The 16,170-nt window shown below is 73.4% G+C and carries 11 protein-coding genes; 6 read left to right on the plus strand and 5 right to left on the minus strand.

Annotated features, from left to right (window positions below):
- Positions 1-33: 33 nt before the first annotated feature.
- Positions 34-1,704 carry an ammonium transporter gene (locus ACIPWA_RS17490; protein ID WP_400291827.1) on the minus strand — a complete coding sequence of 557 codons (1,671 nt, stop codon included), beginning with the start codon at positions 1,702-1,704 and terminating at the stop codon, positions 34-36.
- A gap of 307 nt (positions 1,705-2,011) precedes the next feature.
- Here ACIPWA_RS17490 and ACIPWA_RS17495 point away from each other — a divergent pair, with 307 nt between their 5' ends.
- Positions 2,012-2,371: a hypothetical protein gene (locus tag ACIPWA_RS17495; RefSeq protein ID WP_400291828.1), complete on the plus strand. Its 360-nt coding sequence runs from the start codon at positions 2,012-2,014 to the stop codon at positions 2,369-2,371.
- A 96-nt stretch (positions 2,372-2,467) separates the two neighbouring features.
- A complete protein-coding gene (yidC, locus tag ACIPWA_RS17500; RefSeq protein ID WP_400291829.1) occupies positions 2,468-3,451 on the plus strand; it encodes a membrane protein insertase YidC in 984 nt (327 codons plus the stop codon).
- A 45-nt stretch (positions 3,452-3,496) separates the two neighbouring features.
- Here yidC and ACIPWA_RS17505 read toward each other — a convergent pair whose 3' ends face one another.
- The 3 genes from ACIPWA_RS17505 to ACIPWA_RS17515 all read right to left on the minus strand — a co-directional run bounded on the left by ACIPWA_RS17505 (position 3,497) and on the right by ACIPWA_RS17515 (position 6,186).
- Positions 3,497-4,093 (minus strand): dihydrofolate reductase family protein, encoded by a 597-nt coding sequence (locus ACIPWA_RS17505; protein WP_400291831.1) that lies wholly within the window; start codon positions 4,091-4,093, stop codon positions 3,497-3,499.
- A 145-nt stretch (positions 4,094-4,238) separates the two neighbouring features.
- Complete coding sequence (locus ACIPWA_RS17510) at positions 4,239-5,447, minus strand: beta-ketoacyl-[acyl-carrier-protein] synthase family protein (RefSeq protein WP_400291833.1); 1,209 nt, start codon at positions 5,445-5,447, stop codon at positions 4,239-4,241.
- Between the two features lie 178 nt (positions 5,448-5,625).
- Complete coding sequence (locus ACIPWA_RS17515; RefSeq protein WP_400291834.1) at positions 5,626-6,186, minus strand: GNAT family N-acetyltransferase; 561 nt, start codon at positions 6,184-6,186, stop codon at positions 5,626-5,628.
- Between the two features lie 74 nt (positions 6,187-6,260).
- Between ACIPWA_RS17515 and ACIPWA_RS17520 the strand changes: the two genes are divergently transcribed.
- The 4 genes from ACIPWA_RS17520 to ACIPWA_RS17535 all read left to right on the plus strand — a co-directional run bounded on the left by ACIPWA_RS17520 (position 6,261) and on the right by ACIPWA_RS17535 (position 11,776).
- The gene (locus tag ACIPWA_RS17520) at positions 6,261-7,124 is read left to right on the plus strand and encodes a tryptophan 2,3-dioxygenase (RefSeq protein WP_400291835.1); all 864 of its coding nucleotides are present in this window, start codon (positions 6,261-6,263) and stop codon (positions 7,122-7,124) included.
- Positions 7,121-8,221: an amidohydrolase family protein gene (locus ACIPWA_RS17525; RefSeq protein WP_400291836.1), complete on the plus strand. Its 1,101-nt coding sequence runs from the start codon at positions 7,121-7,123 to the stop codon at positions 8,219-8,221. Before ACIPWA_RS17520 ends, ACIPWA_RS17525 begins: the two co-directional genes overlap by 4 nt.
- The gene (gene kynU, locus ACIPWA_RS17530; RefSeq protein WP_400291837.1) at positions 8,218-9,483 is read left to right on the plus strand and encodes a kynureninase; all 1,266 of its coding nucleotides are present in this window, start codon (positions 8,218-8,220) and stop codon (positions 9,481-9,483) included. The genes ACIPWA_RS17525 and kynU overlap by 4 nt, the downstream gene beginning before the upstream one ends.
- A gap of 118 nt (positions 9,484-9,601) precedes the next feature.
- On the plus strand, positions 9,602-11,776 hold the full coding sequence (locus tag ACIPWA_RS17535) for an MMPL family transporter (RefSeq protein ID WP_400291838.1): 2,175 nt from the start codon (positions 9,602-9,604) through the stop codon (positions 11,774-11,776).
- A 165-nt stretch (positions 11,777-11,941) separates the two neighbouring features.
- On the opposite strand, the gene ACIPWA_RS17540 is transcribed toward ACIPWA_RS17535, so the two are convergent.
- On the minus strand, positions 11,942-16,141 hold the full coding sequence (locus ACIPWA_RS17540) for a beta-L-arabinofuranosidase domain-containing protein (RefSeq protein ID WP_400291839.1): 4,200 nt from the start codon (positions 16,139-16,141) through the stop codon (positions 11,942-11,944).
- Between the last annotated feature and the right edge of the window lie 29 nt (positions 16,142-16,170).

The raw sequence follows: 16,170 nt of genomic DNA on the forward strand, positions 1-16,170 counted from the left end.
GGTCCTGCTCGCGGCGTCCCGCGACCTCGTAGGTCAGGCTCGCGGGGCCTCGACCAGCGTGTGGAGCAGGGGCGTGCGCAGGCCCACGGTCTGGCGAGACAGGAGCTCGACGACCGCCGGGGACGCGGCCTGGGCCACGCAGAGCTCGACCCGCAGGCGGCGCGCGAAGCGCGGGCGCTGCGAGGACTCGCGGAACCGCAGCGACGGCGGGTCGGCGACGACCTCGTCGACCTCCGTGACCTGGATCGCCCACGCCCCCGCGGCCTCGAGCGCGGTCGTGAGGGTGTCGAGGTCCGCCGAGTCGAAGGTCGCGGTGAGGACGACCGCGCCGGGAGCCCCCGTCGGTGCGGCGGTGCCGGGCTCCCCCGGGGCCGGGTGCTCGGACGCGGCGAGCGTCCCGGAGCCGCCCGGCCCACCTGTGGAGCCCGCTGCCGACAGCCCCGAGACCTGGCCCAGCGTGTAGGCGTTCGCGCCCTGCTCGACCTCGTCCATCCCGAACTCGTGCCCCGGGGCCACCTTGAGACCGACGGTCTTCTGGACCGCGAGCGCGATGAGGAGCGTCACGACGAACGAGAACGCGATCACGACGACCAGGGCGATCACCTGGGCGACCAGGAGGTCGGCGCCCCCGCCGAAGAACAGCCCGTCGACCCCCGCGGCGTTGATCGCGTGCGACCCGAACAGCCCCAGCAGCAGCGAACCGAGGATGCCGCCCACGAAGTGCACGGCGATGACGTCCAGGGCGTCGTCGAACCGGAAGACCGTCTTGAGGCCGAGCGCGAACGTGCACACGACCCCCGCGGCGAGGCCGATGACCAGCGCGGAGAGCGTGCTGACGTAGCCCGCGCACGGCGTGATCGTCGCGAGCCCGGCGACCCCGCCCGTGACCGCGCCGATCACGGTCCCCTTGCCCGTGCGCAGACGCTCCATGAGCAGCCACGCGGCCATGGCCGCGGCCCCTGCCACGTGCGTGTTGAGCAGCGCCTGGGCCGCGACGCCGTTGCCCTGGAGCGAGCCGCCGCCGTTGAAGCCGAACCAGCCGAACCACAGGATCCCGGCACCCGCGACGGCGAGCGGGATCGAGTGCGGGATCGAGCCGGCCCTCGGCCAGCCCTGCCGGCGGCCCACGACCACGAGGACCGCGAGCGCCGCGGCCCCGGCTGCGGCGTGCACCACGATCCCGCCGGCCCAGTCCTGGGCGCCGATCCCGACGAGCCAGCCGTCGGGGTTGAACAGCCAGTGCGCGACGAACGGGTAGACGAGCACCGACCACAGCGCGAGCGTGACGACCCAGCCGACGGTCTTGAGCCGCCCGACCGTCGCGCCGGTCAGGAGCGCCGGGGTGATGATCGCGAACATCATCTGGAAGGCCACGAACGCGAGCGTCGGGATGGCCACGTCGCCGTCGACGGCGTGCAGCGCGGGCGTCGGGGCCGTGTCGAGCCCCGTGAGGCCGAACAGCCCGAGGTCGCCCATGAACCCGTTCCCGATGTCGTCGCTGAACGCGATGCTGTAGCCCACCAGGATCCACGTCAGCGTGATCACGGCGATGGGCACCAGGTTCTGCTGCATGATGGCGAGCACGTTGCCGCGCCGGACCAGTCCCGCGTAGAACAGCGCGAGCCCCGGCATCATGAACAGGACGAGGGCCGCCGAGACGAGCACCCAGACGGTGTCGCCGCTGTCGATCACCAGCTCGGACATGAGACCTCCCGGAGAACGGCTCGGGGCGCCTCCTGGCACCCCGAGGCTACGGGCGCGTCCTTCCGCACGGCGACGCGCGAGACTGCTCTGGAGCCGACCGGCTCCCGTGGGTGCGACGAGCGCGCCACGGACGTCTCCGGTCTGTGCGAGCATCGCACGGGATCGGCCGGTGCGACATCGGAGCACGCGAGCCCCGGGCCCGGACGGTGCGCGCCCTGCCCCGGAGCCCTCGCGTCCCCGTGGGGCGCTAGTCTGGGCGGACGCGCGGGACAGCACCCGCCAGGTCACGAGGGTCGGAGGTGGAGACGTGCGGACGGCCCAGGCGCTGCGTGAGCGCTACGACCACCTGACCGCCGCGTCCGCGGCCCGGACCCTCGCGACGGTGCCGCTCGTGCTCGTGCTGGCGCTCGTCGTCGGGCACTCGCTGGGCACCACGTCGCTCGGCGCCGTGCTCTCCCTGCTCGGTGCGGCGACCCTCGCCGCGACCGCGGGCGCCCTGGGCGTCGCGCTCGCGTGCGTCGCCGTGGCGGTCCTGCTGCTCCTCACGGTCCCCGTCGCGGCCGCACCGCTGCCGCTGCCGGCACCGGTGCGCCAGCACAGCCCCACCACGCCCGGACGGCCACGGCCGCGGGCACCGGGAGCCCTCGCGCTCCCGCGCACCGCCTGATCCCCCAGCCTTCCTGAGCCGTCCACCGGCCCGGGTGCTGCGGACGCGGCGCGGGAGCTCCACGCTCCCCTCCCCTCCGTCCCGCAGGAGTCCGCCGTGCCCGTCCTCGACACCCTCACCCATGCCCTCTCCACCCTCGTCCACCCGCTCCAGGTCGTGGTCGCCTGGATCCTCGTCCACCTCCACAGCGCCCTGACCGCCCTGGGCCTCGACCCCGCCGGGGGCGCCGGCTGGAGCCTCGCGATCGTCGGCCTCGTCGTGGTCGTCAAGCTCCTGCTCGTCCCGCTCGTGGTGACCCAGGTCCGAGGCATGCGCGCCATGCGGCTGGCCTCCCCCGAGATCCGCCGCATCCAGGAGAAGTACCGCGGCAGGACCGACGCGGCGAGCCGTGACGCGGCCCGACGCGAGCAGCAGGAGCTCATGGCCCGTACCGGGGCGAACCCGCTCGCGGGCTGCCTGCCCCTCCTGGTCCAGGCGCCGGTCCTGTTCGCGCTGTACTCGGTACTCTCCGGGATCGGGCGCCAGACACCCGTCGGCGCTCTCACGGGCGACCTGGTCCGCCAGGCCGACGCCGCCACGCTCCTCGGCGCCCCGCTGTCCGGCACGCTGACGGGTGCGCTGGGCGGTTCCGGCGGCCTGGCAGGGGTCCTGGTGCCCGCCGTCCTCATCGTCCTCATGTACGCCGCGCAGGTCCTGACCCAGCGGTTCAGCGCACGCAGCAACCCGCCCGCCGACCCCACGAACCCGCTCGCGCGGCAGCAGGGGACGCTCGCGTTCGTGCTGCCGGCGGTCTCGGCCGTGGTGGCCGTGGGCTTCCCCGTCGGCGTCGTCCTGTACTGGGCCACGTCGTCGCTGTGGGGGCTCGGGCAGCAGCTCGTGATCGGACGCCTCGTGACGTCGGGCGAGCAGGACGGGTCGCGGTCGCGCCGGGCTCCTGCGCCGGGCAGCCCCGCACAGGAGACCTCGGCGGCTGGGCGCACCGAGCCGAACGGGCCCGCAGGACCTGCTGCGGCACCGCGCGCCGGAGGTCAGCGGCCGCAGCCGCGTCGGGGCACGACGCGGAAGGGACGCCGGGCCTGAGGCCTGCCGCCCGGGCCACCTGCTCGGTGCCGGGCGAGCCGGCGCTCAGTCGGAGGCGCCCCGCACGTAGGTGAGGATGACGACCCCGCGAGGCGAGACGACGCTCTGGGTCAGCGTGAAGCGGGCCAGCCGGGCGCGCTCGTCGAACATGCGCTTCCCGGACCCCAGGACCACCGGGAAGACCAGGAGGCGGTACTCGTCGACGAGGTCGTGCTCGGCCAGGGCGCGGACCAGGGTCGCCGCTCCGAGCACGACGAGATCGCCGTCGGTGCGGTCCGTGAGGTCCGTGACGACGCGGGGCAGGTCGGCGCCGACCAGGTGAGAGTTTCGCCAGGTGAGGTCGGCGGGCGAGAGCGCCGACGAGACGACGTGCTTCGGCATGCGGTTCATGGCAGCGATCGCCGGCTCGGAGTCGTCCGCCTGCGCCCAGGCGTCCCGGAGGATCTCGTAGGACCGGCGCCCCAGCAGCATGCCCGCGGCGCCGACCGTCGCCGCCTGCATGAACGCATCGACCGTGTCGTCACTCAGCGGGGGGACCCAGCCGCCGCGGTCGAAGCCGCCGTCGCGGTCCTCGTCGGGCGACAGGGGCGCCTGGACCACCCCGTCGATGCTGATGAAGCTCACGACGACTACCCGACCCATGGCCGACCTCCTGCTGCTGCTGTTGCACGGATGGTTCCGGCGGTGTGGACCGCGCCCGGTGCGCGAACTCATCGGTCCCCGCGGGGCCGGCCCTCAGTGCACGGCCCGCACGGTCGGCGCGGGGGCCGGCACCCCGTCTCGCCGCTCAGTCGCGCGAGACCACGACGCTCGCGCTGTGGCCGCCGAACCCGAACGCGTTGACCAGGGCGTGGCGCGCCGTCGTCGGGCGCGCTACGCCGTGGACCACGTCGAGGTCGACCGCGGGGTCCAGCTCGTCGACGTTGAGCGTGGGCGGGACGGCGCCCTCGCGCAGCGCGAGCAGCGCCGCGACGACCCCGAGCGATCCCGAGGCGCCCAGGAGGTGCCCCGTCGCCCCCTTGGTCGACGTCACGGGAGGTGGGTCGGTCAGCGCGGCCCGCAGCGCGGCCGCCTCGTTGAGGTCGCCGACGGGCGTCGAGGTGGCGTGCGCGTGGACCAGGCCCAGGTCGCCGGGCGCCAGACCGGCCGAGCGCAGCGCGAGCGAGACGGTGCGTGCCTGGTTGGCGGGGTCACCGCCCACGATGTCGAACGCGTCGGAGGTGAGCGCGGCGCCGGAGACCGCGCCCAGGACCCTCGCGCCGCGGGCGCGGGCGTGCTCCTCGCTCTCCAGGACGACGATCGACGCGCCCTCGCCCATGACGAACCCGTCGCGCGCCGCGTCGAACGGGCGCGACGCCCGCCCCGGCTCGTCGTTGCGCGTCGACATCGCGCGCGCCTGGGCGAACGCAGCGATCGAGAACTCCTGGACCCCCGCCTCGACTCCCCCGCACACGACCACGTCGGCGGTACCCGCGAGGATCATCTCGCGGCCCATGAGGATCGCCTCGAGCCCCGCCGCGCACGCGCTGACAGGAGCCCGCGCGCCGGCCTGGGCTCCCAGGTCGATCGAGAGCCAGGCCGCGGGACCGTTGGCCATGAGCATGGTCACGGCGTGCGGCGAGACCCGTCGGTGCCCCTGGGTCTGGAGCACGCGGCTCTGCTCGAGCGTCGTGGCGATCCCTCCGTTGGCCGAGCCGACGGCCACCGCCAGGCGCGTGGGGTCGACGTCGGGGCGGCCCGCGTCCTCCCAGGCCTCGCGGCCCGCGACGAGCGCGAGCTGCTCGGCGCGGTCGGTGCGTCGCCTGATCCGCACGCCCAGGGTCTCGGCGAACGCGTCGTCCACGCGCGCCGCGATGCGCACGGGCAGCTCCCGTGCCCACGCGTCGTCGAGGGCACCGACCCCCTGCTCACCGCGGAGCAGCGCGCCCCACGTCCCCGGCGCGGTCGACGACAGCGGTGTCACCGCACCGACCCCGGTCACCACTGCTCGTGTCATGAGGCACTCCCGTCACGGTTCCTACGGCGTCTGCCCGACCCTGGGTGCAGGCTAAGACAGGCGTACCGGATGCGCTTCACGAAAGGGCTTCACGTGAGCACCGTCACGCCGCGCCCGCCCGGTCCCGTCGGAGCCGGTCGCCCGACGAAGGCGACGACGGCGACGCCCCGAGCGCTGCCTAGACGACCGCGAGCGCCATGACGTGCTGCGTCCGGCCGGCCGCGTCGAGGTACGCGCCGCGGTCGACGAACCCGGCACGGGCGTAGGCGCGCAGCCCGGCGGCGTTGTCCGCGTCGACGACGAGGACGACCGACGCGAACGGTTCCCTGCCGAGCCGCTCGGCCAGGCGGGCCACGAGCGCCGGGAGCGCCGCGGCCACCGAGGACCCGACCCCGACCCCCTGGTGGTGCCGGTCGACGAGGAAGCCGCGGAAGACGACGACGTCCTGCGGGCGGGCGCCGTCGAGCCGGTCGAGCATCTCGTCCGACGCGCCACCCGGGTGCAGGACGCCGACCCCGGCGACCTGGCCGTCGCGCCGGACGACCAGCACGTGCCGGTCGGGGTCGGCCTCGGCGAGCGTGAGGATCTGGTCGGCGGACGCCGAGAACACGTCCTGACCAGGAGCGCCCGTGACGTCGCGCAGAGCGCGCAGCAGCTCTGCGCGCGAGGGCGCGTCGTCCGCGAGGTCGTCGAGGAACGCGACCTCGATGCTCGTCGCCCGCCCGGTTCCGCTCGTCACCCGGCGACCCTACGTCGGCACCGCTGCCCGCACGAAACGCTGACGCGGGCGCCGCGGCGCCCTAGTCTCGATCCATGACAACGCCGTCGTCCAGCAACGAGCGACCCCTCGAGCCGAGCATCGTGACCGACCTGCGCGACCGCATGACCTACGGCACCTACCTGCACCTGGACACGCTCCTGGACGCCCAGGTCCCGGTCAGCGCGCCCGTCCACCACGACGAGATGCTCTTCATCGTCCAGCACCAGACGACCGAGCTGTGGCTCAAGCTGGTCCTGCACGAGCTGGCCTCGGCGCGCGAGCTCATCGCGGCCGACGACCTGCAGTCCGCGCTCAAGCGCATCGCCCGGGTCAAGCACGTCCAGCGCACGCTGACCGAGCAGTGGTCGGTCCTCGCGACGCTCACCCCGAGCGAGTACGCGCAGTTCCGGGGCTTCCTGGGCAGCTCGTCGGGGTTCCAGTCCCACCAGTACCGCGCGGTCGAGTTCCTGCTGGGCAACAAGAACGCACGCATGCTGACGGTGTTCGCCTCGGACCCGGCCGCGCACGACCTGCTCGAGCGGCTCCTGCACGAGACGAGCGTCTACGACGAGTTCCTGCGCTACCTCGCGCGCCACGGGCACGACGTGCCCGCCAGGGTCCTCGAGCGGGACGTCACGCAGGCGCACACCCTGGACGAGGACCTCGTCGAGACCTTCCGCGCGATCTACGAGGACCCCGAGGCCGACTGGCTCGCCTACGAGAGCTGCGAGGAGCTCGTCGACCTCGAGGACAACTTCCAGCTCTGGCGCTTCAGGCACATGAAGACCGTGCTGCGCATCATCGGCACCAAGCGCGGCACGGGAGGGTCGAGCGGCGTGGGCTTCCTCGAGAAGGCCCTCGACCTGACGTTCTTCCCCGAGCTCTTCGCGGTCCGTACCGAGATCGGCCCGCGGTGACGGGCGGCCGCGCGGGGTCCAGCGGAGCCGACAGCACCGCGAGCGCCGTCGGTCTCACCGTCGACGCCCGCTGGGAGCGAGGCGAGGGGTGGTCGGGCCCGACGGCGCTCGTCGCCACCGCGCGCGGCCTGCGTTCCGCGAGGGGTGCGGATCCGGCGCCGGACCTTCACCTTGCGGGCACGGTGCTCCCGGGTCTGACCGACGCGCACGTCCACCTGGCCCTGGTCGACCCTGCGGCCCTGCGCCGGGGTGGCCTGGCCGCGGTCGACGACCTGGGCGGGGACCCGCGGGTCCTCGCGGGGCTGACCGGGACACCGGGACTGCCCGCCGTCCGCTACGCCGGAGCCTTCCTCACGGCCCCCGGCGGGTATCCGTCCGACCGGTCCTGGGCCCCGCCCGGCGCGGTCGAGGAGGTCGCGGGCCCCGAACGGGCCGTGGTCGCGGTCGACCGCCAGGTCGCGGCGGGAGCGAGCTTCCTCAAGGTCGTGCTGCACCCGGGCGCAGGTCCCGAGCTCGACGACGAGACCCTCGGCGCGATCCTCGCCCGGGCCCGCGCGCACGGTCGGCCCGTCGTCGCGCACGTCGAGGGCGAGGGGCAGGCCCGGCGCGCGCACGAGGCCGGGATCGACCGGCTGGCCCACGCGCCGTTCAGCGAACGCCTGCCCGACGACCTGGTCGGCGCGATGGCTCGCACGCAGCAGTGGATCAGCACGCTCGACGTCCACGGCTGGGCGAGCCCGACCCGCGAGCAGGACGTCGCGATCGACAACCTGACGCGGTTCGCCGCGGCCGGCGGGACGGTCGTCTACGGCACCGACCAGGGCAACGGCCCGCTCCCGGCGGGGATCGACCCGCGCGAGCTCCTCGCGCTCGGTGCCGCAGGCCTCACGGCCGACGGCCAGCTGCGCGCCCTGACGTCGACCCCGACGGGGGCGGCGTTCACCTACGTGCCCGGCGAAGCCCCCGGTCCGGACGCCTCCCCCGAGGACCTCGTCGCCTGGCTCGCACGCGCCACGGTCCTCGTCCCCGACGACCTCACGCACCGGCCCGGCTCCGCCGGGCTCGCCCTCGAGACCCCCCGGAGGACCCACCCGTGACCGACTCCCCCGCCGCCTCCCCGCAGGCACGCACGAGCACTCCCGCGCAGCGCGCCGCCCTGCTCGACGCCTCGGACCCGCTCGCGCCCTTCCGGGACGCGTTCGTCGCATCTGACGACGTCGTGGCCTACCTCGACGGCAACTCGCTCGGGCGCCCGACGCACGCGAGCGCCGACCGACTGGCGCGCTTCGCGACCGAGCAGTGGGGAGCCCGCTTGATCCGCGGCTGGGACGAGTCCTGGTACGAGCTGCCGCTGAGCGTCGGCGACCGGATCGGGGCGACCGTGCTCGGGGCCGCGCCCGGCCAGACGTTCGTGGGCGACTCGACGACCGTGATCCTCTACAAGCTCGTGCGCGCGGCGCTCGAGGCCCGCCCGGACCGCACCGAGATCGTGCTCGACAGCGGGAACTTCCCGACCGACCGCTTCGTCCTCCAGGGCGTCGCGGCCGAGCGGGGCGCGACCCTGCGCTGGATCGCACCGGCCCACGACGGCGGCGTGACCGCCGAGCAGGTCGCGGACGCCGTCGGGCCGCGCACCGCGCTCGTGCTGCTCAGCCACGTCGCCTACCGCTCCGGGCACCTCGCGGACGCCGCGACGATCACGCGCCTCGCCCACGACGCCGGGGCGCTCGTGCTGTGGGACCTGTGCCACTCGGCGGGGGCCGTCCCGGTCGAGCTCGACGCCTGGGACGTCGACCTCGCCGCGGGCTGCACCTACAAGTACCTGAACGGTGGCCCCGGGTCCCCGGCGTTCGGCTACGTCCGCGCGGACCTGCAGGCGACGCTGACCCAGCCGATCCAGGGCTGGATGGGCAGCGCCGCGCCGTTCGAGATGGGCCCCGAGTACGCACCCCACCCGGGGGTGCGGCGGTTCCTGAGCGGGACGCCCGCGGTCGTGGGGATGCTCGCGATGCAGGACATGCTCGACCTGCTCGCCGACGCCGGGATGGAGCGTGTGCGGGCCAAGTCGGTCCGGCTCACCGAGCTCGCGCTCGACCTCGTGGACGAGCTGCTGGTCCCGCTCGGGGTCGCCTTCGCCTCGCCCCGCGACGCCGACCGGCGCGGCAGCCACGTCACGATCGACCATGCGGAGTTCGAGCGCGTGGTCCCGCGGCTGTGGCAGCAGGGCGTCGTCCCGGACTTCCGCCGACCCGACGGGCTGCGGCTCGGCCTGTCACCGCTGTCCACGAGCTTCGAGGAGGTGCGGATCGGTGTCGAGGCGATCCGTGCGGCGCTCCTCGAGGGTCCCGCCGGACCCTGACCCGGGGGCGCCCGGGGGCCCCGGGGCTCCCCGGGCGCCCCCGGTTGTCGTGCCCATCCGCCGGTGCCACCCTGGAGAGGTCGAGTACCCGGGATCCTCCCGAGGGGAAGGCACGCCCATGTTCGGCAGCATCGCTCGAACGGTGATCGCTCACCCGTGGCGCGTCATCGGCACCTGGATCGTCCTGGCGGCCGCAGTCATCGTGTTCGCGCCGAGCCTCGACGACTACACCACGGGCAACCAGCAGTCGTTCCTGCCGAGCACCTTCGAGTCGGTCGAGGCCCAGGCCGCGGGGGATGCGAGCTTCCCGGCGCAGTCCGGGGCCACCGGCAGCCTGGTCGTCGTCCGCGACGACGGCGCGGCCCTGACCGCCGCGGACCAGACCACCGTCGCGGGACTCGCGACCACGCTGGGCACCGACGCGATCCCCGGCGTCGTCTCGGTGCAGGAGACCCCGCAGTCCCTCTCGACGGACGGGCTGACCGCGGCGCTGTCGGTCGCGTTCGACGGACAGCCGGGCGACGAGGCCGTCGACGACGCCGTCCCGGCGCTGCGGACCGCGTCCGACCAGGCGCTCGCGGGGACCGGGCTCACGAGCGCGCTCACGGGCAACGCCGCGATCCAGATCGACACGACCACGGCCTACGCGAGCGCCGAGCGGACCATCACGATCGCGACCGTGCTGCTCATCGTCCTGCTCCTGGGACTGGTCTTCCGCAGCCCCCTGATCGCGGTGATCCCGATCGTCGTGATCGGCGTCGTGCTCTCGGTCGTCACGGGCCTCACGGCCGTGCTGGCCGACCTGCTCGACTTCCAGGTGAGCGACACCCTGCAGCCCATCCTCGTGGTGGTCCTGTTCGGCGTCGGCACCGACTACATCGTGTTCGTCCTGTTCCGCTACCGCGAGCACCTGCGCCGCGGCGAGACGCACCGCGAGGCGCTCGAGGTCTCGGGGGGGGTCGTCGGGCGCGTCGTGGCCTCGTCGGCACTGACCGTGATCGGCGCGTTCGCGGCGCTGCTGTTCGCGCGGCTCGAGTCCTTGAGCACGCTGGCGCCGGGGCTGATCGTGGCCGTGGCCGTCATGCTGCTCACCGCGCTGACGCTGATCCCCGCCCTGTTCGCGTTGCTCGGCCGGTCGCTGTTCTGGCCGCTCGGTCCTGGCCGCGAGCCCGCGCGCAGCCCGTTCGCGGCGGTGGGAAGGTTCACGGCGCGCCGACCCGTCGTACCCGCGCTCGGGGTGGGCGCCGTGCTCGTGGTCCTGACGCTGTTCGCCTCGGGCTACCAGGCGACGTACGACACGCTCGACGAGCTCCCCGCGGGCACCGCCTCGCGCCAGGCCTACACGACGCTCGACGCGTCGTTCCCGGCCGGTGCTCTGAGCCCCACGCAGGTCTACGTCGTGGGGTCCGCTCCGCTGGACCCGACCGCACTGACGACCCTCGCCACGAACCTCGCCGCGGTGCCCGGCGTCTCGACCGTCGCCCCGCCCACCGTCACGACGGACGGCACGGCCGCGCTGGTGACCGTGGTGCTCGCGGACGACCCGTACTCCGACGCGGCCATGGCGACCGTCGAGGGCCCGTTGCGCGACGCCGCGCACGGGTCGGTCCCGGGGGCCGAGGTCTACGTGGGCGGCCAGACGTCCGCGTTCGTCGACGTGCGCGACCAGCTCCGCGCCGACACCGGGCGCGTCTTCCCGATCGCCGCGGTCATCATCGTGGTGATCCTCGGCCTGCTCCTGACCGCGCTGCTCGGGGCGGTCAACCTGCTGGTGTGCGTGGCCCTGACCTTCACCGCGACGCTCGGCGCCGTGGTCCTGCTCTACCTGCACGCCCTGGGGTACGGGGGCATCGACTTCTCGATCCCGATCGTGCTGTACCTGTTCGTCGTCGCGATCGGCACCGACTACAACATCCTGATCGCCGCGCGCATGCACGAGGAGTACCGGGCCGGGGCCGGCGCGCGCGAGGCCGCGCGCACCGCGATCACGCACGACGCGCCCACGGCCGCGGCGGCCGGGATCATCCTGGCCTGCACGTTCGCCTCGCTCATGCTCACGGGCATCGCGAACCTGGCCGAGCTCGGGTTCGGGGTCGCGGTGGGGATCGTCGTCGCGGCGTTCCTCATGGCACCGCTGCTGGTCCCGGCGTTGTCCGCGCTCGAGGGACGCGCGTTCTGGTGGCCGACGCGCCGGCACGCGGACGTCGGGCACACCGCCTCCGAGCAGGCGCCCGGGCAGGCGCAGGAGCAGACGGCGCAGGACCCGACCGCGGGCATGTCGCCCGCGTCCTGACTCGTCCGGGCACGGGCCGCGAGGCGCGGGTGCCCCCGGTCCCCGGTCCCCGGACGGACGCGGGGTGCCGGGGCACGCCGTCGGGCCGTGGCTTTGGACCGGAACCGACGGCCGCGCGCCGGTGCGACCGGGACGTCTGCCCGGCCGCACCGACGCGCCCGGCCGTCAGCCGCAGGTGAGCGCGTCGTGCTCGACCTCGACGACGCTGGTCACGGCCGAGCCGTCGAGGACCGCGCTCGCCGTGACGCTCACGCTGCCCGCGGCCAGGCTCGCGGTCCGCACGGCGAACGTCTGGGACGCGCTCTTGCCCGGCGCGACCCCGGTGAAGGACTTCGCGCCCGACGCCGTCGTGATCTTCACGTCGACCGGCACCGCCTCACCGTTGACGGCCCGCACCGCGAGCTGGGCCCTGCCCGCGACGCAGCGCGGCGTGACGTCGACCGCGACCTCGACCGTCTCGGCCGGCTCGTCGGCCGCGACGATCGTCACCGTGTACGTCATCGACGTGGTGTGGTCCTGCGCGACCGCCGTGATCTCGAGCGTCGTCGGGCCACCGTCGCTCGCGAGGGCGACCCGGCGCCCGATCGTGTCGTCGACCAGGATCCCGTCGACCCTGACCAGTCCGCTCGCCACGTGCGGGTCGGCGTCGAGCGTGACCGCCGTCGTCCCCGGTGCGACGCGCAGCTCGTACTGCGCACGCGCGGGCGAGAACTCCGGCGCGAGGACCCCCGTGTCGAACGAGAGCGCCGAGAGCTCCGGGGTGCTGTCGAACACCGCGGACCTGTCCGTCCGGACCCCGAACAGCCCGCCGACCAGACCACCGGTCGACTGGAAGCGCACCGTGACGACGGGGATCTTCTGGCCGTCCTCGTCCAGGACGAGGTTCCCGCTGCTGTCCTTCTTGTAGCGGGTGTCCGGGCCGGGCTCGAGGAACCGGGCCGGGATCTCGGTCGAGTCGACGTAGAAGCCCTGCTCGTCCTTGTTCTCGGCCTTGTCGGTCACGGTGACGGTCTTGAGCCGCACGTCGTCGACGTACACGTCGAAGCTGCGCCCGCGGTCGCCCGAGTAGAACGTCGCCCCCAGGTAGTTCTTGTCCGCGCTCGGGTCGATCACCAGGTCGTAGCTGAACCATCCGCCCGCCTGGGCGTCGCGGTACTGGCGCCCCGCGAAGACCCCGACGCCCGACGCGCTCGAGCGCAGGTTCTTCGCATTCTCGAAGTTGTTGTTGTCGAAGCTCGCGAGGCTGTCGATCGTCAGGTCCTTCGCGCGTTCCTCCTGCTTGGCCCGCAGGATCCGGTCCTGCGCGGCCTGGCCGTCGGGCTCCTCGAGGTTCATGTAGATCCCGTACCGCTCGTCCCAGCGCGAGGTGTGCGAGGCGTACACCAGGTCGCCCGCGTCCGAGGTGTTCTTCAGGACGAACTGGACGTCGCCGGCCGCCGAGTCCTCGATGCGCACGACGTTCTCCGCGAGGCGCTCCTTCCAGGTGGCCGCGTCCATGCCCGCCGTGGTGATGGTCGTCTGCGCGTCCGGGTCGAAAGTCGAGATGCGCACGAGGATCCCCGTGCCCACCGAGCCCCCCTGGTCCCGGGTGCCGAGCCCCGCGCTGAGCACCACGGGCCCGTACTTGAAGGCCACGAAGCTCTCGTTGTCGGCCGTGCTGTGCAGCGTGACGTCGAGCGGCATCGTGTACTCGATCACGTCGCCTGCGCGCACGTCCGTCAGGACCACGTACCCGCGCGAGAGCGTCGGGGTGACCGCGGCGCCGTTGACGGTCACGGCCGGCTCGCCCGCGATCCAGTCGGGCACGCGCAGGCGCAGCGCGGTGCCCTCGGCGACCGCTCCGCCGTCGAGCGCCCCGACCGTGAACCGGACCGTGTCCTCGTTGGGGAGGTTCGCGGTCTGGGTCAGCACCAGGTTCTGCTCCGCGTGCTCGAACGTCGAGCTGAAGAACATGTTGACGTAGACCGACCCCTCGCCCGTGAAGTAGATCGAGTCACCGAGCTTGGAGAAGTTCTCCATGCCCGTGCCCGTGCAGCACCAGAACTCGGTGAAGGGCAGGTTGAACACCTTGTGGTACCCCGGCGCCATGGGGTTGAAGTACGTCGTGGTGCCCGTCTCGGGGTTCTGCGAGGCGAGGATCGTGTTGATGAACGTGTTCTCGTAGTAGTCCGCGTACCGCACGTCCTTGCTCAGCCGGAAGAGCTCGCGCGACAGCTTGAGCATGTTGTACTCGTTGCAGGTCTCGGACGTCTCCGCGTTGGCGCGGGTCCCCTGGTTCGCGGCCCGGTCGAACAACGAGTCCGCCGCGTGGAAGTGCTCCGACTGGCTGTTGGCCCCGGTCACGTAGGTGTGGTGCTCGACCACGATGTCGAAGAAGTTCTCGGCCGCCGCGAGGTACATCGGCAGCTCCTCCTTCTCCTGCGGGGTCAGCAGGTCGTAGTACTCGGGGTTCTGCGTGAACACCGTGTACCGCTTGAGCGCACCGATGAGCTTGGGGATCGTCGTGTTGGCGTGCTTGCCCGCCAGGACGTCCTGGCCCGACGCGAGCTGCCGGAAGAGCGTCACCTCGTCGAACGCCTCGGCGGCGTCCTTGATACGGACGTCTCCCGTGAGGTCGAACAGCTCGTAGAGCGCCTCGTTCATGCCGCCGTACTCGGTGCGCAGCAGCACGTCGGTGCTCGGGAGCTTCGCGACCCGGCCGGACACGTAGAGCCCGAACCCGGTCGCGACCTCGCGCGCCTTGTCCCCCGTGGGCCCGTCGACGTACTCCGCGACGTCGAGCAGGCCCGCCAGGACCTTGTGCAGGTTGTACCAGGGCACGATCACGTTCTCGTCGGACGGCCCGGTGCCCTGCACCTGGTCCAGGACGCTCTCACGGAACGCCGAGACGTAGCCCGCGCTGCCCGGGTGGGCCGCACCGTAGGCGTCCTGCACCCGCTCGAGGCCGTCGACGGCCGCGACGATCTCGGCCGCCAGCGCGTCCTTGGTGGCCCCGTCGGGCGTGCCCGAGTACGACATCGCGAGGGCCGACATGTAGTGCCCGAACGCGTGGCCGCGGAAGTTCACGGCGTCGCTGCGCTCCCAGCCGCCGTACCCCTGGGGGGTCGTGGGCTCCAGACCGGCGACCTTGTAGAACTCGTAGAGGAACTTCTCCGAGCTCAGGCTCAGGAGGTAGTCCTGCTCCTTGGACGCGGCGTTGTCCAGGAAGTCGTCCGACAGCAGGACCGTGGGCAGGCCGCTGTTCTCGAGCGGGTCCATCGACACCAGTGCGGGGACCACCACGTGGAGCTCGCGGGTCACGGGCGGCCCGTCGAGGTACCGCGCCGTGGCGGTCAGCGTGACCTCGGCGTCGTCCTGGCCCTCGGCGGGCCGGGTCACGGTGCCGTCGGTCGCGACGACGTCGGGAGCCGACGACTCCCACGTGATGGTCGAGCCGCGCGAGCCCCTGGCCGCGAGGACGAGCGCGACCGTGACCCGCTCGGGCAGCGAGAGCCCGTCGGCGTCGGCCTGCGCGACCGCCTCGCGGTCGATCACCCGTCCGGACTCCTCGTAGAGCCCGACGACGTCGGCGAGCGACGCGACGCCGTCGTACAGGCGGTACTGGTCCAGCCCCGCCCGCAGGTAGGACCCGTTGTAGGACGGACCGTTGAACCCGATCGTCTTGGGCAGCGTGGGCGACGAGCCCAGGACACCTGTCGCGCCGCCCGAGCCGATCGGGCTCGCGACGGTCGCCGGGACCTGCTCACCGTTGCGGTAGAACGCCACGTCCTTGGTCGCCGCGTCATACGTGACCACGAGGTGCGTCCACTCGTCCGCGGGGAGGAACGACGCGCGGTCGGCCGAGGCCACCCGGACCTTGTACGGCTGGCCCGACGCCGGGCCGATCGACAGCGCGAGCGGCGACGTGTCCGACTCCGAGGACAGGTACCAGCCGTCCGAGTTGTACGCGCCCTTGTTCCAGCTCACGACCTGCTCACCGGTCATCTTCCCCGTGGGTCGCAGCCAGAACGACAGCGTCAGGTCCTCGGGCTGCAGGTCGGTCGACGCCCCGAGGTCGAGGAACGTGCTGCCTCCCAGCTCGACGGCCTGCGAACCCTCGGCGACCCCCGGGACCCAGCCCAGGTTCGTCGTCGTCGAGCCCGCGTGCCCCTTGGCCACGACCGGGTGCGCCGCGGGCGAGACGTCGGCGAGGTCCCCCTCGAAGCGCAGGTCCAGGACCGGGGCGGGCAGGCCGGCGTCGGCGGCTGCGGCGACGGGCGCCCAGCCCGTGAGGACCAGTGCGGCCCCGAGGAGCGCCGCGACGGCGCGTGCTCCCGGGTGCGGTCTCGGTCGGCGCGTGACGACCGCTTCTCTGTGCGTGCTCATCGTGCTCTCTTCCGTTCGAACGACAGTGT

Source organism: Oerskovia enterophila, from assembly GCF_044748475.1.
In the GTDB taxonomy this organism is placed as follows: Bacteria; Actinomycetota; Actinomycetes; order Actinomycetales; family Cellulomonadaceae; genus Oerskovia; species Oerskovia enterophila.